The following is a 26,067-nucleotide window of genomic DNA, read 5'->3' as shown; positions in this document are numbered from 1 at the left end:
GGGACACATTCTTGGACTGTGGTATAAGGAAATGGGGGCTGGCCAGGAGGTTACCTCACCCGAAGGAGCCCGCTCTGCACGGTGGTCAGCTTCGACCACAGTTGACTGGAGGCGGAGACAGATCATGGAGTCACACGCACCCGCAGTACCGCCTGTGGGCCGCCGGGAGCGCAACAAGCAGCGCGTCAAGGAAAGGCTCTACACGGCGGCGCTGGAGCTCTTCCGCGAGAGAGGCTACGACCAGACCTCCATCGACGACATCGCGGAACGCGCCGACGTGGCCCGTGGCACCTTCTTCAACTACTTCCCGCGCAAGGAAGACCTCATCGGCTCCTGGAGCGAGCGGCGCCGGGCCAAGCTCATGACGCAGCTGGCCGAGACGAAGTCGTACGGATCCGGCGCCGTCACCCAGCTCAGGCAGTGCATGTTCGCGCTGGGCCGCATCAACGAGGAGGAGCGCGAGCTCACCGTCGCCATGCTGACCGCGTGGGTGAAGGCCGGACGCCCGATCCAGGAAGAGCCCTACATGGCGGACATCTTCGCGGGCATCGTCAGGTCCGGCTGCCAGACCGGCGAACTGACCGACGGTCTGTCACCGGACCTCATGGGCAGCATGCTCCGCGACCTGTACCTCGGGTCGCTCTACCGCTGGTCGTCCCGGAAGGAAGCGGAGCAGGACGCCGGCTCGCTCAGCGCCGAACTCCTCACGATCGTCGACCACTTGCTCGCAGGCGTCGGCAACAAGCCCTTCCGTAACTGAGTGAGGGAGCCGCCGTGGCCTCCGCGGCGGGCTCCCTTCACATCGTCAGGGCCGCGGGTTCATGCGGTCACGTCCGCGGCTCGTCCTCAGGCCCCGCGCAGCTCACGGGGAAGGCGCCGCATCGATGGGTCGGCGAGGTGCGGGGGAGTGTGGTCGGCGTCCGCCGGGTTGAGGTCCGTCGCCGGCGGCACCAGGGCATCGATCCGGTCCAGGACATCGTCCTCCAGCCTCACCTCGGCCCCGGCGAGCAGGTCCTTCAACTGATCCACCGTGCGCGGGCCGATGATGACCGAGCTGACGGCCGGGTGCGACAGCACGAAGGCCGGCGCCAGGTGCTGGAGCGGGAGACCGCACTCGTCTGCCAGAACGACCAGTTCCTCGACGATGTCGAGCTTCCGCGCGTTGCCGGGGACGGACGGGTCGAACTTGTGGTGAACCAAGTCCCGCCGGAACGACCCCAGTTCACCGATCCCATCGGCCCCGCCCTTGCGGAAACGACCGGTCAGCCAGCCACTGTTCAGCGGACTCCACGTCAGGACACCGATCCCGTGGCGCTGGGCAGCAGGCAGCACGGACCGCTCGATCCCCCGCATGAAGACCGAGTACGGGGGCTGTTCGGTGTGGAAGGGCACATGATGACGACGCTCGGCCGTCCACCGTGCCTCGACGATCTGGTCGGCGGAGAAGTCCGACGACCCGATCGCCATCACCTTCCCCTCCCGCACCAGATCACTGAGGACCGACAACGTCTCGTCGATGTCGGTGGCCGGATCGGGCCGGTGCACCTGGTACAGGTCGAGGTGATCCGTACCCAGGCGGCGCAGGCTGCCCTCGACGGCGCGCCTGATCCAACGCCGCGAGTTACCGCGGTGATTGGCGTCCCCGCCCATCGGGAAATGCACCTTGGTCGCCAGGACCACGTCCTCGCGGCGGCCCTTGAGCGCCTTGCCGACGATCTCCTCGGTCTCGCCCCCGGCGTACATGTCGGCCGTGTCCACGAAGTTGATCCCGGCGTCCAGCGCGGTGTGCACGAGCCGCAGGCAGTCCGCGTGGTCGGCGTTGCCCCACGAGCCGAGCATCATCGTGCCGAGACAGAACCTGCTCACGGAGATTCCGGTACGCCCCAGAGTCGTCCTGCGCATGGAAGGTCCTCACACTCCAATCGATTTCGGGTGATCAGGAGGGAAGCTGCGCCGAGTCTGACACGGCATCACACCCCCGCGGGCACCCGCGTGAGAGGCACGTGAGCGTGATGTGAGCAGGGTCGCCGAGCATGGGATACGGAAGGAAGGCGCCCGAGGTCTCGACTCGTGCTCGGCCCGATCCGGCCGAAGCCGGAGCCGAGCCGGAGCCGAATCCGGGCGCCGCGAAGCCCCTAGTCGTATGGGATTCTCATGCAACGCGCCGGGACGCTGCTGCTGTCGCTCGTGGCGGTCTTTCTCGTCCCCTTCACCCTGACCGGCGCCTCGGTGGCGCTGACCGACATCGGGACCCAGCTGGACGCGAGTCTCGCCGCCACGCAGTGGGTCGTGAACGCCTACAGCGCCACCTTCGCCGGCTTCATGCTGATCAGCGGCGCTCTGGCGGACCGCTGGGGGCGGCGTCGCATCTTCGCGTCCGGGGTGGCTCTGTTCGCGCTGTGCGCGGTGATCAGCTCGTCGGCCCAGAACATCGTGGTACTGGACGTGGCCCGGCTGGTCTCCGGGATCGGAGCCGCCGCGACCACCACGGGCGCGAGCGCGGTGCTCGCCGAAACCTTCACCGGGCCGGCTCGCGCCAGGGCGTTCGGCCTGTTCGGGACCACGATCGGCGCCGGTCTGGCGGTCGGGCCGACGCTGACGGGCCTGCTGGTGCACACCTGGGGGTGGCGGGCCGCGTTCGCCGTGCCCGGCGCCATCGGCCTGCTGTGCCTGGCGTTCGTCCGTACGATGCCGGCTTCCCGCCCGGACACCCGAGGCGGCCGGCTCGACCGGGCCGGCGGCACCCTCTTCACGCTGGCGCTGCTGGCACTGATCTTCGGGCTCGTCGAGGGCCCGGAGAGGGGCTGGGACACAGCCGCGGTGGCGGGGGCGCTGGCGGCCTCGGCGGTGCTGTTCGCCGTGTTCGTGGTGGTGGAGCGCCGGGTCGCCGAACCGCTCCTGGACCTACGGCTGTTCGGTACGGGCCGCTTCCTGGGCCTGTGCCTCGCCGTGGTCGCGGTCGTGGGGCTGTTCGGGCCTCTGCTGACCTACCTGCCGGCGTACTTCGCCGAGGTCGCCGGCATGGGCACCGGTGAGGCCGGGCTGTCCATGATCGCCCTTACAGGACCGGTCCTGGTCGTGCCGCTCGTGTGCGGTGCGCTGGTGCGCTGGATCCCCGGCCCCGTACAGGTGGTGGCCTCTCTGGTGCTGGTGTCCGCGGGCGCTGCCTGGCTGGCGACGGGGTGGTCGCTGTTCCCGGCGCTGGTGGTGACGGGCGTCGGTGTGGCGGTCGCGCAAGGGTTGCTGGACGGGCTGGCGGTGGACGCGGTTCCCGCGGAGCACGCGGGCGCCGCGGCGGGAACGTTCAACACCGCCAAGCTGACCGCGGAGACCCTGGGGATCGCCGCCGTAGGCGCCGTTCTCGCCGCCCGTACGGGAGGCAGGCTGTCCGGGCCGCGCTTCCCCGAGGCGCTGCACCTCACGCTGTGGTGCTTCGCCGGGCTGTGCCTGGTGTCCGCAGCCGTCACCGCGGTGCTGCTGCGCTCGCGCTCGGGATCACCGGTGGCACCGGCGACGCGGCAGGCAGCCGAGACGGCCGACCAACGCGAGGGAGCGGCAGCCCGCTGAGTCCTCTCCACACATCCCTCTTCCCCTTAGCTCACCTGATGAGGAGTGACATTCTGTGCACGCTGTGACGATTCCCCGCTTCGGTGACGCCGAGGTACTGGCCTACGCCGAGGCCGAGCCCCCGACGCCGGGGCCCGGTCAGGTCGCCATCGACGTGACCCACGCCGGCGTGAACTACGCCGAGATCCTCTTCCGCCAGGGAGCCGTGGACGTACCGCTGCCGTACGTACCCGGTATCGAGGCCGCCGGACGTGTCCGCGCACTCGGTGACGGCGTCAAGGACCTGCGCGTCGGGCAGCCGGTGACGGCGCTGACCATGACCATGGGCGGCGGCTACGGCGAGGTGGCGGTCACCGACGCGCAGCTGGTCGCCCCGCTGCCGGAGGAGGCGGACCTCGCCCTGATGGCCGCCGTGCCCTCCAACAGCACGACGGCGTGGCTGGTGCTCCGCGAGGTGGCGCGGCTGCGTAAGGACGAGCGGGTGCTCGTCCACGCCGCGGCCGGCGGTGTGGGCAGCCAGCTCGGGCAGGTCGCCAAGCTGCTGGGCGCCGGCCAGGTGGTGGGCACCGTGGGCTCACCGGAGAAGCTGGAGAAGGCCGCTGCCTTCGGCTACGACGAGGTCGTACTCCGCAGCGAACTGCCCTCCTCGGTCAAGGAGTTGACCGAAGGGTGGGGCTTCGACGTGGCCGTCGACCCGGTCGGCGGCACGACCCGCCGGGAGAGCATCGACGCGCTGGCGCAGGGCGGGCGCCTGGTCGCGATGGGCAACGCCTCCGGCGCCGACAGCGTCCACTTCGATGCGAACGAGCTGTGGTTCAGCGGCAAGGGCGTGCTCGGCTTCAACCTCGGCGCGCTGAGCGGCGAGCGCCCCGGGGCCGTGACGCCGGTGCTGCGACGCGTCGTGGACGCGGTGCTGGACGGCGGGCTGCGGGTGGAGGTGGGGGAGGTGCTGCCGCTGCGCGACGCGGCGGAGGCTCACCGCCGTATCGAGAGCGGCCGCAGCACGGGCAAGCTGGTGCTGGCGATGCCGTAACGGCCCGACTACACGTACGGCGTGGGAAGGGCGAAGGGCCGGACGCATGGCTGTGGCTTGCCGTCCGGTGTGTACGGTCCGCTGGGGGATGTATGGGGGCGCGTTCGCGAACAGGCGGTGCGTTCGCCTACTGGGAGGTGTGGGGGAGGGTTCGCGGGGAAGGCGATGCTCACCGACCGCTTGGCATCCCCGGCGTCGTCGCCCCGATTCCGACCGCATCGGGACCCTGGTCGCCTGCTCCACTGCCTGACTTCAAGACCGGCCCCGGTCGTCCTCTTCCCCCGTGGCGGATGGCCGGGGCCTCTTGCTGGGACGTCCGGTCCCGTCCTGGATCGCCTCGTTGGCTCACGCACATCTCGTCGAGCCGGCGCGCTGTGCTCGCTGCTCGCTGCTCACTGCTCGCTGTGATGCGAGGCCCAGGAGGTAAACCGGCCTGGTCACCGCGGACGCGAGTTCATCATGAGCCGGTCCGTTGCGGGCATGTGTCAGATGATCTCAGTTGGGACGATGGGGTCGATCCCGGTACGTGCGTACAGGCGGTTGGGGCGAGATCACGATGCGGCCGCGGGGCCACTCAGCCAGGCCCGGCAGGCCTGCGACGTGCTCACCCACAGCCCGCCGCTCGGCGACCACGGCCGCGAGCGACAACACAGGGACCTGCCCGATTTCGCCGCCCTCCGCGGCCGCCACCACGAGCCCGGAGAGCGTTCCGGACACAGCGGCAACTCCCGTGTTCGGTCGGGTGGCTGACTCACCCCTCCGTGTCACCGGTGGGGTGTGTACGCAATGCGCAGAGGTGTGGACCCGCTGCTAACGACGTTCGTCAAAGGCCCCGGCAGGCTGGTCGGTGACAGATCCTCGGACATACAGACGAGGGACACACCAGAAGCCTCGTTGCCCGAGGTCGGATGCACTGCCAAGGAAGGTGCTCATTTCATGAAGCGCGCGATCGCTGTTGCCGTTGCGGGGCTCTCCCTGGCCGCTGGTTCTCTGGCCCTGGCTTCCCCCGCCGAGGCCAGTTCCTCACAATGCCAGAAGTACCTCAAGCAGAAGGGCTACGTCGTCGGCCCGAAGGTCAAAGCCGCTTGCAAGATGGGCTCGAGCGACAGCGCCATGGGGAAAGTCGTCTGCAAGGTCAAGCTCAACGGCATAGGCGTGCGGGAAGGGCACGCCTTCAAGGCCTGTGAGTTGGCTGACGACTGAGCCTGAGGTCGGCCACGGATAATGCGCTGACAGTCACTTCCGCAACGGACGGCCCCGAATCCGCGACGTCGGCCGGGGCCGTCTCGTAGATAGGTGTGCGCTGGTCAGTGCACGCGACCGCTCCACCACGCGCTTTCGTCAGGACCGCTCCAAGCCCCTCTTCTGTCCTGTGGCAGGGCCGTATTGGCCTCTACCGCCATGCTTTTCGCCGCACTCGGGGGGAGGGTGAATCGCTGTGTGATCACCTTCTTCATCCCTGGCAGGAGCATCGTTTTGCCCAGTCCTGAGGAGTGATCTTCGCCTTCGAAGACGGCTTCGGCTGTTCGCCCGTCAGCGTCCTTGGCGCCGATGGTGAAGAATTCCTCGAGATCGATGATGTTGGTCGATCCGTTGCGGATCGTGACGTGGACAGTGACCGTTCGGTCATCCCCTGGATTTTCGCGTTGCCCTTCGTTCCTCATCTCGTGGGGTGTGGACGGCTCGGGTGCTGCGACGGTTGCCTGCACTCCGTTCTCGAAGCACGAGGTGGTGCCGAACTCTGCCGTCGAGGATGGTGAGCCCTCGGCCGTTTCTTCCGTTGAAGGCGCCGTGTCCACATGCGCGGGCCGGCACGAGACATGGTGAAAGGGGTCAGTCGCGGCGACGGCGCCATTGATGCACCACACGGTGGCCAGCCCGCCAAGGACAGTCCCGGTCAGGCACCTGCTCCGCCTGTCCGCGTAACCCCGCTTCAGTCGACGGGCCCCGTCAAGTCCTAGTGCCAGAGCGGCTGTCACAAGAAACGCCGCCACCCAGAAGAGTGCCCGCGCGGGACCGTTCGCGCCGACGACGCCGAGGAACACGAGAATCGTCAAGCCGAGGCCGGCGAGGATGACGCTTGCTTGGCCCAACGTCGTACGAGACAGCGGACGGTGACCGGGCGGCTCGGCCATGCCCGTAGACGGGTCGGCAGTCGTGTGGGATGGCTGAGTAGGCTCGCCGCAGGAGGGTTCCGCCCGTGGCTTCGGGGTGTCGGCCATCATTGCTCCGATCGTGCGGCGTCAGGCCTTTCCTCCCCAGACGGATACGCCCGGCCGCCGGTTGCGGACATGCAGTGTCTGCGACCTGTTCGATCCTGCCTGAACGCCCGAGGCGAGAACGGGACGGCGATGTGCCCGCGGTGGCATGGAAGACGCTCTGGTATCTCCCGGACGGTCCGGAGGTGGAGGTAACAACCGGCTCCAGGACAGCCAGCCCCAGGAAGGACCGTGCTCCGGGCGCAACTGCCCACCTGGCTCCGGCACTTCACGCCATGCCCGCAGCGGATACGATCACGTGCCTTTTGCCCTCCGCTCATGTGCCCTGGAGTACCTGATGAACCGCGCCCCTGGCTTCCCCTTCTCCCGCCGCGGCCTTATACGCGCCGGCGCCGGCGCATCGATCGCCGCGCTCGGGCTCGGTGTCGGCGCGCAGACCGCTTCCGCCGCGGTGGCCCCCACCAAGCGGTTCGATCTCACGCAGCCGTCTTACGACCTGTTCCGGTCCAAGGACACGCATGGTGCGCGGGTCCAGCAGAGTTTCGCCTTCGACTGGGTGAACAAGTTCCTGTTCGTCGCAACCAAGCGGAGCGACAGCCCCGAGTCCGCCGGTGACCTGTGCATCAACAAGATGGACTTCGACGGGAACTACATCTCCTACATGCACCTCAATGGCTTCGGCCACGGTGTCGCCTTCGCCGCGCTGCCGAGTGGTTCCGGTACCGAGTTGTGGATCGAGTGCGCCGCGAACACCAGCGGGTACGGCACCGCGCTCGCCCCCATCCGTTACACCGCCAACACCACCCTGGGCTCGCCGGCAGGTTCGGCCGCCTACCGGCCGATCTCAGGGGCCACGGAGTACACCTGCTCCGTCGATCCGGTCCACCAGCGCATGATCGTGCGCTACCACACCAGCGGCGGCAAGCGCATCGCCGTCTACCCCCTCTCCGCGTTCACGACGCGCAACTTCGGCTCCCCGCTGGCCGACTTCAAGCAGCCGACGATCTCCGGCACACCGCAGGGCTACACCCTCTACGGCTCGTACATGTACTACCTGACGGGTGACGCCTACCCCGGCGACGGCACCCCCAGCGGCGACGGCAACACCTACGTCACCAGCATCGACATCAACACCGGGTCCGTGAAGCAGGGCCCCGTCCTCACCAAGGCCGGCTCCACCCTCCACCACCGCGAGCCCGAGGGCCTGGCGATCTACCGCACCGACTCCGGCGAGGCCCGCCTCTTCATCGGCTTCGCCACCGGTGTGGAAGGCGACCGACGCTCCAGCATCTTCTACAAGAACGCGCTGGTCTGAGTCATGTCCGCCCGGCGGCCGGTCACCGGCCGCCGGGCGGAGCCTGCGAGGGCGGACGCGGGCCCAGCATCGCCTGGCCGAGGTCACCTGCACCGACTCCGCCCAAGGCCGACTCGCCTGCGCAAGACGAAGACCCGATCACCGGCGGGACGTTGCCCGGTGTCCTGGCAGCCGGGCAGCGAGGAGCGCGCCGAGTGCCGCTGTGGTGGCGAGGGCGACCAGGGCCGGTTCCATCGTGGAGAGGAAGGCGGCACCGGTGCGGTGTGGTGCGTCCACGGGCGACAGGAACATCGTTGCGGCGGCGATGCCGACGGCTGGGCCGATGTTCATCGCGGTCTGCTGCAGACCACCGGCCACACCGGCGGTGTCTTTCGAGCACTGGTGGACGATGACGGCCGTCGCGGTGACCATCACCATGCCGAAGCCCGCGCCCAGCACGAGGAATGCGCCGCCGATGGCCGTCGATGCCGATCCCTGGTCCAGCCCGGACAGCAGCAGGACGCCGACGGCGATGAGCACCATCCCGGACACGGCTGTGAGCCGGTGGCCCTGTCGGCGCGACAGCACAGCGGACACCGGCGCGCCCAGGATCATCATCACGGGCCCGGGCAGCGCGTTGAGGCTGCTCTGGAGGGGGTCCAGACCCAGCACGTCCTGGAGGTAGTACGTGCCGATGAACAGCGCTCCGAACATCACGGCCGACGCGATCACCAGAACACCCAGCGCGGGCCTCACGGCCGCGGATCGGATCACGCTCGCTTGCACCAGTGCGCTCGGTGTACGTCGCTCGTGCCGGACGAAGGCGACACTCGCGGCGACGACGGCAACAAAACCCGTCGCGGACGCCCCCGTTCCGCCGGGCTCAGGCAGGACGACCAGGGTGTGTACCAGGAATCCCAGGGCCACCGCGAGAAGGCCCGCGCCAGGCAGGTCGAGTCCTGCGCGCGCATCAGGGGCGATGGGGACGGCGGGCTGCGGCATCCGTACGGCGAGGGCCGCAACGCCCGCGGCGAGGGCAGGGGCGACGGTGAGGAAGAAGACCGCTCGCCAGCCCAGATGGGCAGCGAGCGCACCGCCGAGGAGCGGGCCGCAGGCGGCCGCCACACCGATGGCGCTCGTGCGCAGCGCGATGGGCATCGCGAGTCGGTCGCGCGGGTAGGCGGCGCGCAGCATGCCGAGGGTGGCCGGTTGGAGCAGTGCGCCGCAGACCCCTTGAGCGACGCGCAATGCGATGACCTCGTCGATGTCCGAGGCCACGCCGATGGCTGCCGAGGTGGCGGCGAAGCCCAGGACCCCGACGGCGAAGACGCGCTGGTGGCCGTAGCGGTCACCGAGACGTCCGGAGAAGACCAGCAGGCCGGCCACGGCGATCAGGTATCTGGTGCTGGTCCACTGGACCTCGCTGAACGAGGCGTCGAGGTCCCGTTGCATGACGGGCTGCACGATGGTCAGTACGGTCCCGTCCAAGGCGACGATCACAGCGCCGGTGATGCTGCCGGCGAGTGTGAGGCGCTGTTGGCGCCGTGAGTCCGTCGCGCCTGTCGCGCTCACGAGGCTGCGGGGCCGAGGTGCGCGGCCAGCGTGGTGGCCAGTAGCGGCTCGAGGTCGTCGACTCCTGTGACCAGGGGGAGACTTCCCCAACCCCACAACTGGGCGATGCCGTGCAGGTTGGCCCACAGCGCACCCGCGACGACAGGCGCCGGCACGTTGGATCGTGACCTCGCCCGGCTCACCAGGTCCACCAGGACGTCGAAGAGCGGAAGGCTTGTCTCCCGCAAGCCGAGATGGTTGCTCTCCAGCAGGTCGTGGCGGACCATCAGCTCGAACATGCCGCGATGGGTCAGGGCGAAGTCGAGGTAGCTCCGCCCCAGCGTCATGAGCTGGTCGCGGGGACTCGCCTGCCCGTCGCCGATCGCCTCGGCGGCCCGGCGGGTCAACTCCATGAAGCCCTGACGGGCGATGGCGGAGAGCAACTCCAGATGAGTGGGGAAGTAGCGCCGCGGCGCGCCGTGCGAGACCCCCGCTCGGCGGGCGATCTCGCGCAGGGACAGGGCCTGCGTTCCCTCCCTGTTCACCAAGTCGACGCCGACGTCCACCAGACGGGCACGAAGGCCCGTGTCCTGTGCACTCATAGACACTGTCTACCCTGGAGAGGTAGACAGTGTCTACCCTTGGTTGCGGCTCCTGCAGTTCTCGCCACCGGTGTTCCTGACCGGGGGCGGCGCTCGTCTCGGCGAGCAGCGTCCCGTCGGGACCGGATGCCCGAGCGGTCGGATGTGCGGTCGCATCGACCCCGGGGGCGTGAGCATGGGTCCTGAGGCGGTCGCCCTCCGGCGAGACGAACTGCGCCTGGGCGACGGGAGCAACGGTCGACGCTCGGGGACTGAGACGGGGTGCAGGGCTTCGGAGCCGACATGCTCGTGCTGCGGTCCCGGCGCGAGGGCGGGCAGCGATCGATGGGGGATGCGTTCCGGTCCGCTGGGCCCCATGTGGCCTCATCGGCGTGGAGGGCTGCACACGCCTTGTGGGGCTGCTCGCCGTAAGGGGACGGCTGCTCCCAGGGGCCAAAGGGCCACTCTCGGGGGCTCTTCGGCGAGAGTCCGGCCCACGGGGCGCAGGACCTGCCTCTTCCCGGCCTGGCCCATGGTCGACAGCCGAACGAGCCTCGCCCTCAGCCATCTGCCCATGGCTGCGGGCGTGCCTTCACACGTTCAGAACGAGGGGCCGGGGGCAGTTGCGGCGACCGCGGTGACCGTTCGAAGCGGTGGTCCGCGCCGGGCGCCCTCGCATGTCGCCCATCAGTCCAGTGGGGAACCGAAGTGGGCGTCCTTGAAAGGCGCAGAGATGTCGTCGGGGCCGAAGGCGAAGGCGGACGAGGAGGTGAGGCCCTTCTTCGTGCCGCGCAGAAGCCAGGCCGCGCCGTTCTCCTCGTTCTCGACGACGGAGCCGGTGGCGAGGTCGCGGTGGTCGTCGCCGTTGACGTCCAGCAGCGCGGTACTCCGGCCGAAACAATCGCCCTTCTCCGCTGTTCCGGGCACACCGGCCGTGTTCTGGTGGAACACCTGCGCCCCGGTGCCGGTGACACCGGACGCGGAGCCGTGGAGGAGGGCGATCGACCCGGTGTCGGCGGTGTTGCCGACGTCCTCGCCCGGAATGCCGAGCGCGACATCGGCGTAGCCGTCGCCCGTGACGTCCTCGACGGAGACCGAGGAGCCGAGCCGGTCCCCGTCCTCCTGCGTGCCGGGGAAGCCGGGCAGGTCCTGGTCGAGGGACTGCAGGTCGTCGTCCTTCAGCCCGGAGGCCGAGCCCAGCGCGACATACGCCTTGGCGTATCCGTCTTCGCCGGTGACCACGTCGTCGTAGCCGTCACCGTTGACGTCGCCGACACCGGTGCCCACCTCGCCCGTGGTGTCGCCGGGTGCTCGCTTGTAGGTGAAGCCCGAAGTGCCGCCGTAGAGCACGCGGTTGCCCCACATGCCGTCGCCGATGAAGCTCTGCTGGACGATGTCGTCCTTGCCGTCACCGTTGATGTCGCCGACCTGGCCGGAGCGGATGGGGCCGGTGATCGAGTCGGGTCCGTCCTCGCAGCCGCTGCCGTCGGCACAGGAGGGGTCGTGCTCCTCCCAGCCCCACCACCCGGACTCGTCCACGATGTTGAGGACCTTGGTAGGGATCCCCTCACGGGCGATGGGCCCCTTCCACAAGGTGGCCGGGCCACCCTCGCCGCCGTCACTGCTGGCGTAGCGGTGGGAGAAGAGCGCCAGGTCCGGGGTGTCGTCGCCGTCGAAGTCACCGATCTGCGGCGCGGCACCGTACGTGGGGATGTCGGTGCCGCCGGTCAAGCCGGATGCCGAACCCCACAGGATGACCGACCCCTCCCTGCCGCCCGCGATCACGAGTTCGGCGTATCCGTCGCCGTTCAGATCGCCCTTGGCGAAGGTGGAACCGAAATACTGGTCGGCGGTCGCCGAGCCCGGGATGCCGCTGGTGGAGCGACTGATGATCTCCTTCCGGGAGGCGGAGAGCCCGTCGGCGGAGCCGTACATGACGGCCACGTACCCGGCATGCTCCTGGCCCGAGAACGTGGCCTCCGGGGCACCGACGACCAGATCGGCATAGCCGTCTCCGTTGAAGTCGTCCTGGGCATCGGCCGAGCCGGAAGCGGCCTCGGCCGAAGCCCCGGTTGCCGCCCAGACACACCCACCCCCGGCCAGCAGCGCCGCCACGGCCAACGGTGCGGTCAGCCGCGCGGAACGCGTTCTACGTCGTAGTCGAGACATACGTCCAGTTCCTCAAGATCAGTCCCATGCGGCACCGAGTGCACCGCATCCACGGACTTCGACTCGAGAAACGTGCGACCCGTTGCCTCTCCACATGTGAGGAGATGGTGACCACCCGCTGACGGCAGCCCCATCTCCGCAACAGATGTGTTTGCGCATACGCAACACCGTGCCGGTACGTGTGTCGGCGTCGGCCCTGACCTCCCGCTGTCCGCATGCAACGGAAAGGACAGAGCCGGCGCGGGAAGGACCGCGCGTGGGCCTGCTCCGTACCGCCCTGATCGTGGCAGTCTCGGTGGCTGCGGCAGCGGGGAACACGCTCCTGATCGAGAATCCCCTACGATTCCAGGCCCGGTGGGCGCGAGGGCGCTCAGGACCGGCTGCCCTCGCTGCGGCCGTTGCCGCGCTCGCTGGTTGTGGGTGTTCGTTCCCCACCAGCCGGCTGGGCCGGGCTCCGTCGGCATCAACCGTCGCTGGAGGCCGCGCATTTGGCCGCGGAAAGAGTCGCGAGGTACCGGTTGCGCAGGTAGGTGCGGCTGCGCGCCGATGCAGGCTCCTTCCACACCTCGAATGGCCGGTTCTCGGAGGTGCGGGGTTCTCGGGGGTGCCGTCCGCGGCGTGAAGTCGGCGGGGCCTCCTCCCGGCCCTTCGGCCGATCCGGGAGACCGGGTTCCTGACCCCCGGCGGGCTCGGCCTCCTCCTCCTCCTCCTCCGGTCGGGGCTTGGCCACGGACGTGCTGATGTCCGCGTCCCGCCGCCTGCGCCGAGCACTCGGCGTCAGAGCGGTGCGCAGGGCCGCGTTGAAGGCTTCGTCCGCCGTTCTGGACCGCACGACGAACGTATGGGTTCCCGGATGTCCGGACCTGGTCACGATCGGCAACGTCACATGCCACCAGCCGATCCCGGACCCATCCATCGTCTTCATCGTCTCGACACGAACAACTTTGGCGTGCACGCGCTCGAAGGGTTCAAATTCCCCCTCCATTTCCAGACCTCCGACTTTGCGAGACCCCTCCGGGCCGATTGAGCAAGGAACCATCCTTACTCCGTTGAAGAAGCTCCGCATGCGTCTGGAGCCGACAGTCATGTACACCTATGGGGTGCAACGGCCGGCTCTGGTTACTTCCCAGGGAGTATCAGGCCTGTTCAAGGAGGCAGCACCGCGGACGCCGTCATCGTGCCGCATTCAATTATCGCGGAGTCCGCGTCTCTCGTGACCCAATCCTGTGCGCGCAGAGTTGTAGGAATTCCGGCCCTGCGCTTGCACGCGGTGAGCCTCAGGCAAACGCACCGACAGCTCATGTCGCCGTTGCTTCCCAGAGGGGAAGCTGATGGAGGCAGAGGCCATGCCGCGGTCACGGCGTCACCTGCGGAAAGCCATCCACCAAATGAACCTTAAGTCCGTTTTGTGCGTCTTGGGGGTTGTGTGTGAGGAAATTGGCCCGAGAGAAGAAGGGAAACCACCATGAACAAAGTCCGCCGTCTCATCCGGCGCTGGCTCTACCTTCAGGACCACTACGCCCTGAACGGGCAAGAGCACCGTGCCCCTGACGAATGAACACCGAGGCGCGCTCGACCCGCGCGATACAGGTTCGAGGAACCCCATGGTCCAAGCCGTCGCCACGAGCCGTGTACCGGACTTGGCCCCGCATCGCCGACGACTTCGGCTACGACGACCACTCCCGCCTCGTGCGCGACTTCCGTCCGTACAGCGACCTCAGCCCCACCGGCTGGCTCGCCGAGGAGTGCCGAAGGGTCCATGCAGCCCGGCACCTTCGGCGTCTACGTGGTGACCGACGATGTCGGCAACCGCTACCAGCGCCTCAAGACCACAGGTGTGCACGTGCTCTACGAGATCAAAGGCCGGCCTTTGCGGCAGCCGCGAACTCGCCATCACCCGTCTCGAAGGCAACCGGTGGTCCTTCGGCACCTGTCACGTGGAGCCGCGACCACCGGCAGCCTGAACAGGGTTGAGAGCCGACGAGGTCAGCCCGGGAGGGGGAAGAAGAGCAGGAAGCCGTGGGCGCCGGCGGCGGTGTAGCAGGCCGTGCCCGGGAAGGAGGCGGTGTAGAAGGGGGTGGCGACGGCGAACACGGGGACGATGGCGTTGTGGATGGTGGCGGTGCCGTTGGCGTCGGTGACGGCAGTGCCGAGGTTGACCGGGCCGAACAGCGTGGTAGCGGTGAAGGTCACCGGCTGACCAGCCACCGGCATCCCCGAAGTCGTCGTCAGCCTGGCACTGAGGGTGGGGATGTAGAACTCCGGCAGCGGGGTCAGCCGGAGCCGGATCGTGCCCGGCTGCGCGGCCAGCGTGGTGGAGTTGGAGTTCACGGTGACGGGGGCGCCGGCGGTGGAGCCGGTGAAGCAGCTGTCACCGCCGTAGACGGCGGTGACGGTGCCGGTGGTCAGCGCCGTGGTGGTGAAGCAGGCCTGCCCCGATGCGTTGACAGGGACCATCTGGGTTTGGCCGTTGGGGAGGGTGAAGGTGACCGTGCCGGTCGGCACCGAGGCGGTCGCTGTGGTCGGGGTGGTGGTGGCGCATACGGTCACGCTCTGCCCGCAGGTGGAGGGGTTGGGCGTCACCGAGAGCGTGGTCGCTGTGGGGGTGGGGTCCACGGTGACGGAGGTGGGGTTGCCGTTCACGGTCGCGGTGAACGTACCGGCGGTGTAGGTGTGGGTCGTCTGCCCGCTCCCGGTGGCGTCCAGGGCGACGGTGACGGTGGGGCTGCTGTCTCCGAAGTCCACCACCGCTGTCCCGTTCGGAGTCCCCCCGGAAATGCCGAACGTCACCAGTTGTCCGCACACCGGCGACGCCGGCGAGGTCGTCACCGTCAGCGGCGAAATCTCCGTCACGTTGGCCGAATTGGCGTTGCTGACGTAGACGTTGCTGTTCGGCGCCGCCGCCACCGAGAACGGGAACGCGCCGACGGGGACAGTGGCCAGGACGGTGTTCGTGGCGCTGCTGATCACCGTCACGTTGTTCGAGACGGTGTTGCCGACGTACACATTGCCGGTCGGCGCCACCGCCACCCCGAAGGGGCCCACGCCGGTAGGGACCGTGGCCAGGACCGTGTTGGTGGCGCTGTCGATCACCGTGACGTTGTTCGAAACGGTGTTGGTGACGTAGACGTTGCCGTTGGGAGCCACCGCGATCACTCCCGGGACCGTGCCGGCGGGGACGGTGGCCAGGACCGTGTTGGTGGCGCTGTCGATCACCGTCAGGGTGCCCGCGTTCCGGTTGGCGATGTAGACGTTGCCGTTCTGCGCCACCGCCGCCGCGCCCGGGAACCCGCCGGTGGGGAGGGTGGTCAGGACCGTGTTGGTGGCGCTGTCGATCACCGTCAGGGTGCCCGCGTTCCGGTTGGCGACGTAGACGTTGCCGTTCGCCGCCACCGCCACCGCGTCCGGAACCGCGCCGACGGGGACGGTGGCCAGGACGGTGTTCGTGGTGCTGTCGATCACCGTCACGTTGTTCGACGTGCTGTTGGCGACGTAGACGTTGCCGTTGGGCGCCGCCGCCAGCGCGAACGGGCCCCCGCCGGTGGGGACGGTGGCCAGGACGGTGTTCGTGGTGCTGCTGATCACCGTCACGTTGCTCGAGCCTTGATTGGTGACGTAGACGTTGCCGTTCTGCGTCACCGCAATCATGGCCGGGTTCGAGCCGGCGGGGACGGTGGCCAGGACGGTGTTCGTGGTGCTGCTGATCACCGTCACGTTGTTGGAATTGGCGTTGCCGACATAGACGTTGCCGTTCGGCGCCACCGCCACCGCCAGCGGGGTCGTGCCCGCCGGGATCGTCAGCGTGGAGAACGCCGCACTCAACGGCGCGGCCACAAGCCCCCGTACAACGGCGGCCACCTCGGATCCACCCGCCGGTACAACCGGCCGGACCCCGCCGGCTATCGCCGGAGCTCCAAACCAACCCGTACTCGGTTCCATGACAGACCTCTCTCATCTGAGGGGGCTGCCCAAGAACTCACTCGGGCCCGCGTCGCACGGCGCCGGCATACGCGAACCGGATCCACCGCTTGCGCACCAGTACAGAGAGAAGGACACGCCGATACGCACCACACACCTGCGCGCCACAGGGGTTGCCCCTCTCCCCGGAGACTGGGCAACCCACAGGAAAACAGTCACCAACCATTAACCCGAAGCGACCGATATGACACCATCCCTTGACTCGACTTTCACCCGAACAGACCATTCAACAGCCCGACCCGGCCACACCGCGCGAGTGACGAATGGCCACCCCAGACTGGCCGGGGCAGCCGAATTCCGGCTGCCTGCAGAGACCTGCGCCGCCGACCGCGCCTGAGAAGCCCTACCTGAACCGAAGGTGATCCTTGACTACCTGTGGTCAGAGGTCAGGTACTGCCGGCGTGCGGGTGGAGGGCTTGCGAGAGGAAGTCGCGCGGTTGGCTCAGGTGTTGGAGGCCACGGAGATCGAGTTGCACCGGCGGCTGATCGCGCGGGAGGAGCTGGTCGGGGGCCTGGCAGCCTCCGCGGCCGAGGCCACCACTGTGGCCACGACCGAGGCGGAGGAGGAATCAGTGCCGCCGCTCGCGCCGGTGCCGGGCTCGACGGTGCCGCCCTAAGCGGGAAGGGCGGCCGGTGACGGTTCTGGCGCCGGACTCTCAGCCGGACTCTGGGCGTGCTGGAACAGCGGCGTCATATGGCTCACGCGGGGCGCTTCGAGGCGAGGAGATCGCGGTGGAGCGTACCCCTGCGCGAGGCAATCGCACGACATGGCGGGCGAGTTGAAGTCAACGGGCTCGGGCGCGTACGACAACGAGAACGACCGGGAGTTCGGGCGCGCGGCTGCCGACATCTGCCTGCGATGATCACGGCAGCGACCGCGACCCAGGCGGACCTTCAGATCGTCCGCGTCACTCGGACCATTCGTAGATGCCCTGGGGAGTGAGGGCCGCGGCGTCGGCGAACTCGAAGAAATCCATGTTCGCGATGTCCAGGTTCACATGGACGTCGTGTGCACCGGCCGGGGCCGTACGGAACTCGCGCGGCGGCGGGGGGCCGGACTCCTCCTCGCCCTCGGGCTCCCAGATGTCGTCCTCGCCGACGGTGTCGAGAGCCAGAAGAGCATGGTGGGGCGCCTGCATGGTGACGGAGTCGGCCACGAACACCACGGCCAGGTTCTCGTCCTGCGCCACTGCGGCAAGGACTTCGTCCGGTGTGGCACCGGACCAGGCGCCGTCGTCCACGAAGTGGAACTCGGCCTCCTCTCCCCAAGGCCGTGCCATGTCCTCCTTCACCGCCTGCCAGGTCGGCTCGTCGCTGTAGTCGGTTCTGACGACCAGAGCGACGGACTCGCCCCGCCCGACGACTTCCGGCCTCGTCATCGCATGTCACCCCGTCACTCGATCTTTCGGTTTCGGTGTGCGAGGTTCTCATGAGGCACTGACGGTCCGGTTGCGACGATCTTGTCGCGGACTGACGGCCAGTCCGAGGACAGGGTGACCGCGGGTCTGGTCGGTCCCGGAAGTGAGGGCCGCTGGGGGCCGGCCCCCGGGCACAGGTGGGTCAGCTGACGGAGCTCGGCACGTCGAGGATCACCTTGATCCGCGTGTTCTGGCTGATGTCGAACTTCATCTTCTGGTCGCCCTTCGTCGCCGTGGCGACGCCTTCCATCGGGTTGCCGTCGTCAGGCGGGGTGTCCCAGCCGGCCCCGTTGAGTTTCCGCATGTAGCCCTTGAGCGAGAGCATGTTGTTCTGGCGGGCGGGCAACTTGTAGGTAAGTGTCAACGTGTCATCGTTCTTGCTGGTGACCGAGTTGACTTCGCCGTCGGAGGGAAGCGGGGGCGGCGCGTCCGGGTAGATGATGTCGAGCGCCAATGAGCCCTTGATGTTGCCACCGGCGGCCACCTTCTGGTTTCCTCGCGTCAAATTGTCTTCCGCGTCCGACACGTAGCCGTTGTCCGAGAATTTCTTCAAGTACGCTTCGACTTCTTCCTCCATGGTTTCGGTGGGCTCGAAGCGCAGGCTGATGATCTTCCCCTCCTCCTCGGAGGATGCGCTCATGATCTCGGCGCCGTCGGGAAGGGGAAGCGCGACCGGCCTGCTGGTGTCCTGTGCTTCGCCCGACGTGTTGTCGCCCTCGTTCTCATTGCACGCGGACAGCGAGACGGTCAGTGCCGAAGCCAGCAGAAGTGCCGGCACCGCCCTGCGAATACGCAGACGCATAGGGGTCGTTCTCCCTCGATCGTGTTCCTCAAGCATTCGTACGAGTCGCCGATGGACCATCCGGCAACAAGATCCGGATGGTAGTTAGTGACCGGAACCACCCGCAATGGGCACGCATTACTCAGAAGTGGAGAACTGATTCACCCTCAGTGCGCCCTGCGCGACACATATTTGATGTGAGGCGGCCCCGGTGTCTCGCCGGACGCCGGATCCGATCCCTGATGAGCAGCCATTACTCAGAAGCACAGGACTGATCAAGCCTCAGTTCGCTTTGCGTCGGCGCATTCTTGATGGAAACACGTCCGCCGGCATCTCGTCGCGATGCCGGTTCCGTTTCCTCGTGATGGTCACCATCAGCGGCCTGTCTTCTCCGATCCGGCCGGTCGGGGGCTCGTGGTGTGTCGAAAGGAAAGGGGCGCCCCTCAAGAGGGGCGCCCTCTTCGCAGACGGAATCTCAGCCGGTGTATCAGCCGCGGCCTGTGTCCTTGAGCTTCTCCTTGGCCTGCCGGGCGTCACCTCGTGTCTGTTCGGCGCGCCCCTCAGCGATGAGACGCTCGTTGCCGACGGAACGTCCGACCGTCTCCTTGGCCCTGCCCGCGGCCTGCTCGGACTTCGCCTTGGCCTTCTCACTGGCGCTCATGCTGTTCACCTTTCAGCATCGGGTAGCGGGTGCTGGAACACGCCTGGCCACTCATTCCCGACGCAAACATGGTCTGAGCAGAGGGAAACGGCTCCTGCTACCCCTGCGCGGGCCTGGTCAGGGGCCACCGGCGGACACGCCGGCTGAAGCGATGGCCCAGCCTCTACCCGCCGCCGGGGACGAAGTCGCGTACCCGGTCCACCACGCCGACTCCGGGGTCCTGCGAGCAGGCTCGCGTAGCCGGGGGAGAGTGCCTCTTCGTCCTGGACGTGGTCGGAGATCTCTCGTTCGAGGCTGTTGACCACGCTGGTGAAGTCGCCTTCACCGGGCTCCAGTTGTTCGAGATCATTGGGGATCTCCTCGACCTCGCGATGGTCTCCGGTCGGTTCCGCGGTGACGTAGCCGCCGAGTCGCATGGTGTCCTTCGGACCCGGCGGCCCTCGGTCCCGCGTCGGCCCCGCGTCGCGACCGAGAAGGTTCGAGTTCGAGGAGAAGCGCCGCGCCGACCCGGCAACGGCCGAATCGGTGAACCTGAAACCCTGTCAACCCGTCCTGACCAGGCATTCAGTGACTTCCGAGCGAAGAGGGAACCTCACCCTGCCGGGTCGGCGCAAGGTGGTGAAGCACACTGGCTCGGGAACCGGTCCGGACGAGGGAGCCTGGTCATGGCCGATGTCGAAGTACTCGTGGTGGGCGCGGGCCCAGTGGGTCTGACGGCGGCGGCCGAGCTGCGGCGGCACGGCGTGGACTGCCGCATCGTCGATCGGCTGGCTGTCCCGGAGCCCTATGCCAAGTCCATCGGCGTCCAGCCCCGCACCCTGGAGGTGTGGGACGACATGGGTCTGGTGCGCGGGGCGCTGGACCACGCGGTGCCGCACCTGGGCCAGCTGGTCTTCATCGACGGAAAGCCCCGGCCCCGGGTCGAACTCACCCTGCCGCCTGAAATCCCCTACCCCTTCGCCACCCTGCCCCAGTACGCGACCGAGCGGCTGCTCGCCGAGCATCTTGCGAGCTTCGGCACGGAGGTGGAGCGGACGACCGAGCTCTGCTCGGTTCAGACGCGCCCGGACGAGGTCGAGGCCGTTCTCGCGCACGCCGACGGCCGGACCGAGCGTCTGCACGCCCGCTACGTCGTGGGCTGCGACGGCGCGCACAGCCTGGTCCGCAAGGCGGCCGGGCTGACCTTCGAGGGCGGAGCCTTCCCCCAGCAGTACATGATCGGCGACGTCGAGGTCGACTGGAACCTGCCCGCCGGCTACAGCATGCGGGCCGTGCACCTGGACGCAGCCGGCGAACTGGACGACATGCTCATCTGCATTCCGATGCCGGGCGTCCGGCGGTACTGGCTCTCGATGCTGCACCCCTCCGCCCAGGTCCGGGACGTAGCCGGCTCGGGTGCGCCGGACGGTATCGCCCTCGGCCTGGGGGAGGGCCCGGGCCCGGGCCTCGGCCAGATCCAGACCGTGCTCGACCGGCTGTCCCCGGAGGTGACGACCGCCTCCAGGCTGCACTGGTCGTCCTCCTTCCGGACCAGCTACCGCCTGGTGGACCGCTACCGGAACGGTCGCCTCTTCGTCGCCGGGGACGCCGCGCACATCCACCCGCCGATCGGTGGGCAGGGTCTGAACACCGGCGTGCAGGACGCCTACAACCTCGCCTGGAAGCTGGCCCTGGCCGTCCGAGGTCTGGCCACGGACGACGTGCTCGACAGCTATCACACCGAACGTCACCCCGTCGCACGGGAGGTGGTCGACCGCACCGTCCGCCATGCCGGCTCCGGCCTCATCAGCAACGGGGACGACGCCGAGATGACGTTGCGGCGCCAGGCCCAGTTGCTGGTCGCCTACCCGGACAGCCCGTTGACCCAGCCGCGGGCGGCGGACGACGCACCCACGGCCGGTCCCGCCCCCGGCGACCGGGCACCGGACTGCCGCGGCCTTCTGAGCGACCTCGCCACCTACCCGCGGCGGTTGTTCGACCTGCTGAGGACCCCACGGCACGTACTGCTCCTGTTCGCGGGCACGGAGAACGCCTCGGGCGACGCAGCCGCCCTGCTCGAGGCCTGCGCCGCCGAGGCGCAGCGCGCCGCCCACGGCCTGCTCGACGCCTATCTGGTCACCGCCGCAGAGGTACCGGAGGCCACCCGCCCGGTCGGCCTCCGCCCGCCGCGGGTACGCGACACGGCCGGCGAGTTCCGCGACGCCTATGCGCCGCGTGACGGCGAGGCCCTCCTGATCCGTCCGGACGGCTACCTCTCGGGACGCTTCCACCCGGCCGTACCGGAACACCTGACGGCACATCTGCGCCGGACCTTTGCCTGACCGATCCGTGGACGCGATGTGAGCTTCGCCGCCGCGAAGGCATGGCGTGCGTCATGCCGTGGCCACTCCACGGGGGTGGCCGGTGGTTCCCCGCAGGTGCGGGTGCGCGGTGCCGGTGCGGCTCTTCTCCTCGATCACGTCACGGAGTTGTGAGCGGGCGGTGACGCCGAGCTTCGGGAAGGACCGGTACAGGTGCGAGCCCACGGTCCTCGGTGAAAGCTGCAATCGCTCACCGATCTGACGGTTGGTCAACCCGATGGCGGCCAGATGAACGATCTGTTCCTGCTGCGGCGTCAGATCAGGAAGTCCGTCCGTGGAGCCGTCGCCCTCATGGGGCCCGCCGGCCTCACGGACCCCGGCGGCACGCAACTCGCCCAGCGCGCGAGTGGCCCACGGCCCGGCACCGAGCCGGCGGAAGGTCTCCAGGGACGCGGTCAACAGGGGCCGGGCGGAGCTGGAGCGAAGCTGACGGCGCAGCCATTCTCCGTATTCCAGCTGCGTCTGTGCGTGGGCGAACGGGCGGTCCCGGGACGACGGCACGGCCAGGGCGGCGCGGAAGTGCCGTTCGGTTCCGGCCGTGTCCGCCAGGAGTGCCCTGGCACGGAAGAGCAGGGCCCGCTGCCGCGGTGAGGCACTCTCCAGACGACCGGCCAGCCCCTCCACCAGAACGGCCGCGCTGTCACGCCGACCGACGCGGACCGCCGAAGCGGCCAGGTCGGCCAGGCCGTAGGGGGAGACGTGATAGTGGACAGCGCCGCCATCGGCGGTGAACATCGTGCGGAAGTGCGCGAACGCGGCCTCATGGTCGCCGTCCGCCGTCGCTGCCATCCCCATCGCCCAGCGCGCCCGTACGGTCACGAACCCGTTGTCGTCCGATGCCGCGGAAGCCAGCGCTTGCATGGCCGACGCATGGGCCCCCGCCGAGTCGCCTCGAAGCGCAAGAACCGAAGCGTCGAGGGCCAGGGGGGCGGCGGCCTCGTAGGGCGGATCACTCTCGGCGGCCGCGCGCCTGGAGGCATCGGCAACAGCCCTCGCCCTGGCCCACTGGCCGTGCTCCAGATACGTCCACCCCTCGACGCAGCGCAGGCCGTCGGGCAGCGCCGCTGTCGTGAGGACGGGACTCCTCGCCTCCTCGAACAGGCCGACCGCCAGACCGGTCTCGTCCAGCAGCCACGCGAGAGTCGCCGTTGCCGCCAGAAAACCGGGCTCGTGGCTCTCGTCCGCCAGCAGGTCGTGCAGGTCGGCCAGCAGCGCTGCCCGGTCGTCGAGCGGATCGGCCGCCGTGCGGATCCACAGCGCGCCCAGCCCCGGGGGCTGATGCCCGTGCTCCTCGACCACGCTGCGGAACACCCGCCGCAACGCCTCCCGTTGGGCCGTGTCGCCGCAGTAATAGCAGATCAGGGCCGCCGTCGCGAGCGCTTCCAGGGCCTGATGAGGGCTGTGGGGTGCCAGCGCCTTCGCGGTCCGCAGCAGTGGTGCGTACGCGGTGGAGCGCCGCGGGGTCAGCGCGAGGGCTTGCCCGGTGCGCAGCGTGGCGAGCGCCAGCAGCACCGGGTCTTCCGTGAGCGTGTGCACCTCGGCGGTCAGCTCCTCGACCCAGCTCACCTGGCCGGTGAGAGCCGCCATCGCCGCGGCCAGGGTGTACCGGCGTGCCCGGTCCCCGTGCTCCGGGCTGAGTTCCGCGGCCCGCTGGAAGGCCTGGGCCGCCGAGGTGAAAGCCCCGCGCCGACGGGTCTCCTCGGCCGCGCGCTCCAGTTCGCGTGCCACGTCCTCGTCCGGTCCTGAGCCGGCCGCGGCCAGATGCCAGGCACGCCGCTCAGGTACGTCGCGCAGGGTCTCCGCCCACGTCCGGTGCGCCTCGTGCCGCTCGGCCGGCGTGGCAGCGTCGTGGACGGCGGAGCGGATCAGCGGGTGGCGGAACCGAACGTCGCCGTCCTGGACCCGGACGAGTCCGGCCTGCTCGGCGGGGAACCACACCTCGGGGGGCGCCCCTTCCACGGGCGCCATGTCGGTCGCCGCGAGCAGAAGTGCGCTGCGGGTCCCTTCGGGCAGCGCATGCCACTTGACGGCGAAACCCCGCTCCAGCCGCTCGGTCAGCGGCAAGGGCTGCCCGGGCGTCTGCGGCAGGTCCGTACCGGCGAACTCGATCAGTGCGAGGGGATTGCCGGCCGCCTCCTCCAGGATCCGCACACGCCGCTGACCCGCGGGCCTGCGGGGCTGGGCGTCCAGCAAGCGATGTGCCGCCACGGTGTCCAGCGGGCGCAACGGGACGACCGGTGCGTTCCGCCCGAGAGGAGGGAGCGGCGCACCGCTGCGCTGGGCCACGAGGAGGGCGATGCTCTCCCGGTGGAGCCTTCTGGCGACGAACGACAGGACCTCCCAGGAGTCCCGGTCGATCCACTGCCCGTCATCCACCACGATCAGCAGCGGGTCGTCGTCGGCGAGCTCCGACAGGAGAGTGAGGACCGCGATGCGCAGGATCAGTTGATCGGGGGCCGCCGCACCGGCGGCCATACCGAAGGCGCTCAGTATCGCGTCGCGCTGCCGCTCCGGGAGGCGCTGCACATGGGCCAGTACCGGCCTCAGAATCTGGTGCAGTCCCGCGAAGGCCAGGTCGGACTCGTTCTCGCTTCCCTCCGCCCGCAGCACCCGTGTGCTCCGTGCCGCGACGCGGGCGACCTCGGCGTCGATGAGCGCACTCTTGCCGATGCCGGGCTCCCCGGTGACGAACAGGATCGGGCCGTCACCCTCCGGAGCCTGCAGGAAGCTCCTCAGTTCGGCAGCCTCCGCAGCGCGGCCCAGGAGAGTGCCGCCGGACAACGGCAGAGCGGCCACCCGTGCCTCCGTGAGCTGAGAGATCTCATCAGTCTGGCGCGCCCAAACTACTCCGGCCCATGGCGTTGACCAGCCCCTTGGGGGACTCGCTGAGGGTTTCCCTCGATTTGGCCGCCGCCCTTCCGGTGTGCACGCCGCCCTTCCGCGAACCCCGGCCGGAGTGCCGGACGAGGCAACGGACCTCCTCGCCATGCCGGACGACTGAGTCCGGCCGGATCGGCACCCGTACCGCGCGCTGCAGTCACCTGACGGACTCGCGGAGCCGGATCCCCGCAGCACAATCCGTGGCGTACGGCGGTGGTCACCACGTCATCCGCGTCATCGCAGTGCACCACGGACCGAGCGTCCCGCCGTACGCATCGCACACGCCCGGTCCGGAACCACAACTCGGCAGGAGGATTCGCCATGTCGAACCACATCCTGATGCTCAACATCCCGGCCTGGGGTCACATGCGACCCGCCCTGGCGGTGACGGAGGAGTTGGTTCGCAGGGGCCACCGCGTCAGCTTTCTCTCGCCGCGGGGCTTCGAGGAGGCCATCCGGGCGTCCGGCGCCACCCCCGTGCGCTACGACTCCACGCTGGAGCACGTCCTCGCGCCCGGCCAGGAAGCACCCGACCAGGACCAGAACATGCGCCTGGCGATCTCGTTCATGAGGGAGAGCGTCGAGGTGATGGCGCAGGCGGAGCGGCTGCTCGACTACGACCCTCCCTCCCTGATCATGTACGACGTCGCGGTCGGGGCGGCCGGGCGGGCCCTGGGCGCACGGTGGGACCGGCCCGCCGTGCAGTCCACTCCCTCGATGGCGTCCAATGAGCACTACTCGCACATCAACGAGGTGCTGGGGTGCTCCGGCGTCCGCCCCGACCATCCGGCATTCGCCGAACTCTTCGCCTGGGCCCGGAACTTCCCGATGGAGCTGACCCCCGCGGGAGGCCGCCCCGAGAAGAGCGTCGTCTACCTCCCACAGGAGTTCCAGACCGCGGGAGAGACCTTCGGCAAGGAGACCGTCTTCGTGGGGCACAGCTTCCCGAGGGAGCACGCGTCGGCATGGTCGCCGCCCGTCGGCGAGGAGCCGCTGGTCATCGCTTCGATGGGCACCCTGCACAACGGCGACGAGAAGTTCTTCCGCACCTGCGTCGAGGCTTTCCGTGACCGGCCCTGGCGCGTGGTCATCACCCTGGGGCAGAGCTCGGACACGGAATCCCCCCGGGAACTGCCCTCCAATGTCGACATCCACCCGTGGATTCCCCAGTTGGCGGCGCTGGAGAAGGCCACCGCGTTCGTGACGGCCGCCGGCCTCGGCAGCCTGATGAGCGCGCTGCTCACCGGGACACCACCGGTGATGATTCCACCCGTTCCGGAGAACGTGGTGCTGGCCGGGCGCGCGGCCGAACTGGGGCTCGGAACGCTCCTCGCACCGGAGGACCTCACCGCGGATGACCTTTTCGAAGCGGTGCGCTCCCTCGCGGAGGACGAGGCCACGCGACAGCGAGTGGGACAGATGCGCGCCGCGATGACGCAGTCCGGTGGCGCACCCCGTGCGGCGGACGCGCTGGAGAACTGGCTCTGACAGCCCCCTTCATGCGCGCGCAAGCCCGTCGCGGCGGGAAACAACTCCGTCGGGGCACCCGGGCCGGATCGAAGGGCCCGGGTGCCC

The 26,067-nt window shown here is 69.0% G+C and carries 18 protein-coding genes; 8 read left to right on the top strand and 10 right to left on the bottom strand.

The genetic code is table 11. The features are described 5' to 3' along the window. The first annotated feature begins 124 nt into the window (after positions 1-124). Positions 125-760 (top strand): TetR/AcrR family transcriptional regulator, encoded by a 636-nt coding sequence (locus tag ABZ822_RS26540; RefSeq protein WP_360859295.1) that lies wholly within the window; start codon positions 125-127, stop codon positions 758-760. A gap of 86 nt (positions 761-846) precedes the next feature. On the opposite strand, the gene ABZ822_RS26535 is transcribed toward ABZ822_RS26540, so the two are convergent. After that, a complete protein-coding gene (locus ABZ822_RS26535) occupies positions 847-1,902 on the bottom strand; it encodes an aldo/keto reductase (RefSeq protein ID WP_360859292.1) in 1,056 nt (351 codons plus the stop codon). Positions 1,903-2,154: 252 nt separating this feature from the next. Here ABZ822_RS26535 and ABZ822_RS26530 point away from each other — a divergent pair, with 252 nt between their 5' ends. The 3 genes from ABZ822_RS26530 to ABZ822_RS26520 all read left to right on the top strand — a co-directional run bounded on the left by ABZ822_RS26530 (position 2,155) and on the right by ABZ822_RS26520 (position 5,803). Further along, entirely contained in the window at positions 2,155-3,567 is a 1,413-nt protein-coding gene (locus tag ABZ822_RS26530) for an MFS transporter (RefSeq protein ID WP_360859289.1), read from the top strand. A 64-nt stretch (positions 3,568-3,631) separates the two neighbouring features. Beyond that, positions 3,632-4,600: a zinc-binding dehydrogenase gene (locus ABZ822_RS26525; RefSeq protein WP_360859286.1), complete on the top strand. Its 969-nt coding sequence runs from the start codon at positions 3,632-3,634 to the stop codon at positions 4,598-4,600. A 936-nt stretch (positions 4,601-5,536) separates the two neighbouring features. Next, positions 5,537-5,803, top strand: a complete 267-nt coding sequence (locus ABZ822_RS26520; protein ID WP_360859284.1) for a hypothetical protein — start codon at positions 5,537-5,539, stop codon at positions 5,801-5,803. 104 nt (positions 5,804-5,907) lie between these two features. On the opposite strand, the gene ABZ822_RS26515 is transcribed toward ABZ822_RS26520, so the two are convergent. Then, on the bottom strand, positions 5,908-6,735 hold the full coding sequence (locus tag ABZ822_RS26515) for a hypothetical protein (protein ID WP_360859281.1): 828 nt from the start codon (positions 6,733-6,735) through the stop codon (positions 5,908-5,910). A gap of 421 nt (positions 6,736-7,156) precedes the next feature. On the opposite strand from ABZ822_RS26515, the gene ABZ822_RS26510 reads away from it, so the two are divergent. Beyond that, positions 7,157-8,134, top strand: a complete 978-nt coding sequence (locus ABZ822_RS26510; RefSeq protein ID WP_360859277.1) for a teichoic acid biosynthesis protein C — start codon at positions 7,157-7,159, stop codon at positions 8,132-8,134. A gap of 138 nt (positions 8,135-8,272) precedes the next feature. On the opposite strand, the gene ABZ822_RS26505 is transcribed toward ABZ822_RS26510, so the two are convergent. The 4 genes from ABZ822_RS26505 to ABZ822_RS26490 form a co-directional block, all read right to left on the bottom strand. Beyond that, positions 8,273-9,613, bottom strand: coding sequence for an MFS transporter (locus ABZ822_RS26505; protein ID WP_360859274.1), 1,341 nt, complete (start codon positions 9,611-9,613; stop codon positions 8,273-8,275). A gap of 68 nt (positions 9,614-9,681) precedes the next feature. Then, positions 9,682-10,266 carry a TetR/AcrR family transcriptional regulator gene (locus ABZ822_RS26500; protein ID WP_360859271.1) on the bottom strand — a complete coding sequence of 195 codons (585 nt, stop codon included), beginning with the start codon at positions 10,264-10,266 and terminating at the stop codon, positions 9,682-9,684. A gap of 666 nt (positions 10,267-10,932) precedes the next feature. Continuing rightward, positions 10,933-12,414, bottom strand: a complete 1,482-nt coding sequence (locus ABZ822_RS26495) for an FG-GAP-like repeat-containing protein (RefSeq protein ID WP_360859267.1) — start codon at positions 12,412-12,414, stop codon at positions 10,933-10,935. Positions 12,415-14,400: 1,986 nt separating this feature from the next. Further along, positions 14,401-16,272, bottom strand: coding sequence for an Ig-like domain repeat protein (locus ABZ822_RS26490; RefSeq protein ID WP_360859264.1), 1,872 nt, complete (start codon positions 16,270-16,272; stop codon positions 14,401-14,403). Positions 16,273-16,829: 557 nt separating this feature from the next. Between ABZ822_RS26490 and ABZ822_RS26485 the strand changes: the two genes are divergently transcribed. Beyond that, positions 16,830-17,009, top strand: a complete 180-nt coding sequence (locus tag ABZ822_RS26485) for a hypothetical protein (protein ID WP_360859261.1) — start codon at positions 16,830-16,832, stop codon at positions 17,007-17,009. Positions 17,010-17,300: 291 nt separating this feature from the next. Here the strand turns inward: ABZ822_RS26485 and ABZ822_RS26480 are convergent, their stop codons facing one another. The 3 genes from ABZ822_RS26480 to ABZ822_RS26470 all read right to left on the bottom strand — a co-directional run bounded on the left by ABZ822_RS26480 (position 17,301) and on the right by ABZ822_RS26470 (position 19,252). Continuing rightward, positions 17,301-17,771, bottom strand: coding sequence for a hypothetical protein (locus tag ABZ822_RS26480; RefSeq protein WP_360859259.1), 471 nt, complete (start codon positions 17,769-17,771; stop codon positions 17,301-17,303). A 181-nt stretch (positions 17,772-17,952) separates the two neighbouring features. After that, positions 17,953-18,612 carry a hypothetical protein gene (locus tag ABZ822_RS26475; RefSeq protein ID WP_360859256.1) on the bottom strand — a complete coding sequence of 220 codons (660 nt, stop codon included), beginning with the start codon at positions 18,610-18,612 and terminating at the stop codon, positions 17,953-17,955. A gap of 466 nt (positions 18,613-19,078) precedes the next feature. After that, positions 19,079-19,252, bottom strand: a complete 174-nt coding sequence (locus ABZ822_RS26470; protein ID WP_360859253.1) for a CsbD family protein — start codon at positions 19,250-19,252, stop codon at positions 19,079-19,081. Positions 19,253-19,917: 665 nt separating this feature from the next. Here ABZ822_RS26470 and ABZ822_RS26465 point away from each other — a divergent pair. Then, positions 19,918-21,573: an FAD-dependent monooxygenase gene (locus ABZ822_RS26465; protein ID WP_360859250.1), complete on the top strand. Its 1,656-nt coding sequence runs from the start codon at positions 19,918-19,920 to the stop codon at positions 21,571-21,573. Positions 21,574-21,624: 51 nt separating this feature from the next. Here ABZ822_RS26465 and ABZ822_RS26460 read toward each other — a convergent pair whose 3' ends face one another. Beyond that, positions 21,625-24,408 (bottom strand): AAA family ATPase, encoded by a 2,784-nt coding sequence (locus ABZ822_RS26460; RefSeq protein WP_360859247.1) that lies wholly within the window; start codon positions 24,406-24,408, stop codon positions 21,625-21,627. Positions 24,409-24,813: 405 nt separating this feature from the next. Here ABZ822_RS26460 and ABZ822_RS26455 point away from each other — a divergent pair, with 405 nt between their 5' ends. Continuing rightward, positions 24,814-25,980, top strand: a complete 1,167-nt coding sequence (locus tag ABZ822_RS26455) for a macrolide family glycosyltransferase (RefSeq protein ID WP_360859243.1) — start codon at positions 24,814-24,816, stop codon at positions 25,978-25,980. Positions 25,981-26,067: the final 87 nt, after the last annotated feature.

It is taken from the genome of Streptomyces sp. NPDC047108 (assembly GCF_040643575.1).
GTDB lineage: Bacteria > Actinomycetota > Actinomycetes > Streptomycetales > Streptomycetaceae > Streptomyces.
The sequence above is the reverse complement of the archived record's forward strand: the minus strand, read 5'-3'. Positions and strand labels throughout refer to the sequence as shown.

Coding starts and splice junctions, on each gene's coding strand:
- ABZ822_RS26540 (WP_360859295.1), top strand. CDS start 125: ATGGAGTCACACGCACCCGCAGTACCGCCTGTGGGCCGCCGGGAGCGC.
- ABZ822_RS26535 (WP_360859292.1), bottom strand. CDS start 1,902: ATGCGCAGGACGACTCTGGGGCGTACCGGAATCTCCGTGAGCAGGTTC.
- ABZ822_RS26530 (WP_360859289.1), top strand. CDS start 2,155: ATGCAACGCGCCGGGACGCTGCTGCTGTCGCTCGTGGCGGTCTTTCTC.
- ABZ822_RS26520 (WP_360859284.1), top strand. CDS start 5,537: ATGAAGCGCGCGATCGCTGTTGCCGTTGCGGGGCTCTCCCTGGCCGCT.
- ABZ822_RS26515 (WP_360859281.1), bottom strand. CDS start 6,735: ATGGCCGAGCCGCCCGGTCACCGTCCGCTGTCTCGTACGACGTTGGGC.
- ABZ822_RS26510 (WP_360859277.1), top strand. CDS start 7,157: ATGAACCGCGCCCCTGGCTTCCCCTTCTCCCGCCGCGGCCTTATACGC.
- ABZ822_RS26500 (WP_360859271.1), bottom strand. CDS start 10,266: ATGAGTGCACAGGACACGGGCCTTCGTGCCCGTCTGGTGGACGTCGGC.
- ABZ822_RS26495 (WP_360859267.1), bottom strand. CDS start 12,414: ATGTCTCGACTACGACGTAGAACGCGTTCCGCGCGGCTGACCGCACCG.
- ABZ822_RS26480 (WP_360859259.1), bottom strand. CDS start 17,771: ATGACGAGGCCGGAAGTCGTCGGGCGGGGCGAGTCCGTCGCTCTGGTC.
- ABZ822_RS26475 (WP_360859256.1), bottom strand. CDS start 18,612: ATGCGTCTGCGTATTCGCAGGGCGGTGCCGGCACTTCTGCTGGCTTCG.
- ABZ822_RS26470 (WP_360859253.1), bottom strand. CDS start 19,252: ATGAGCGCCAGTGAGAAGGCCAAGGCGAAGTCCGAGCAGGCCGCGGGC.
- ABZ822_RS26465 (WP_360859250.1), top strand. CDS start 19,918: ATGGCCGATGTCGAAGTACTCGTGGTGGGCGCGGGCCCAGTGGGTCTG.
- ABZ822_RS26455 (WP_360859243.1), top strand. CDS start 24,814: ATGTCGAACCACATCCTGATGCTCAACATCCCGGCCTGGGGTCACATG.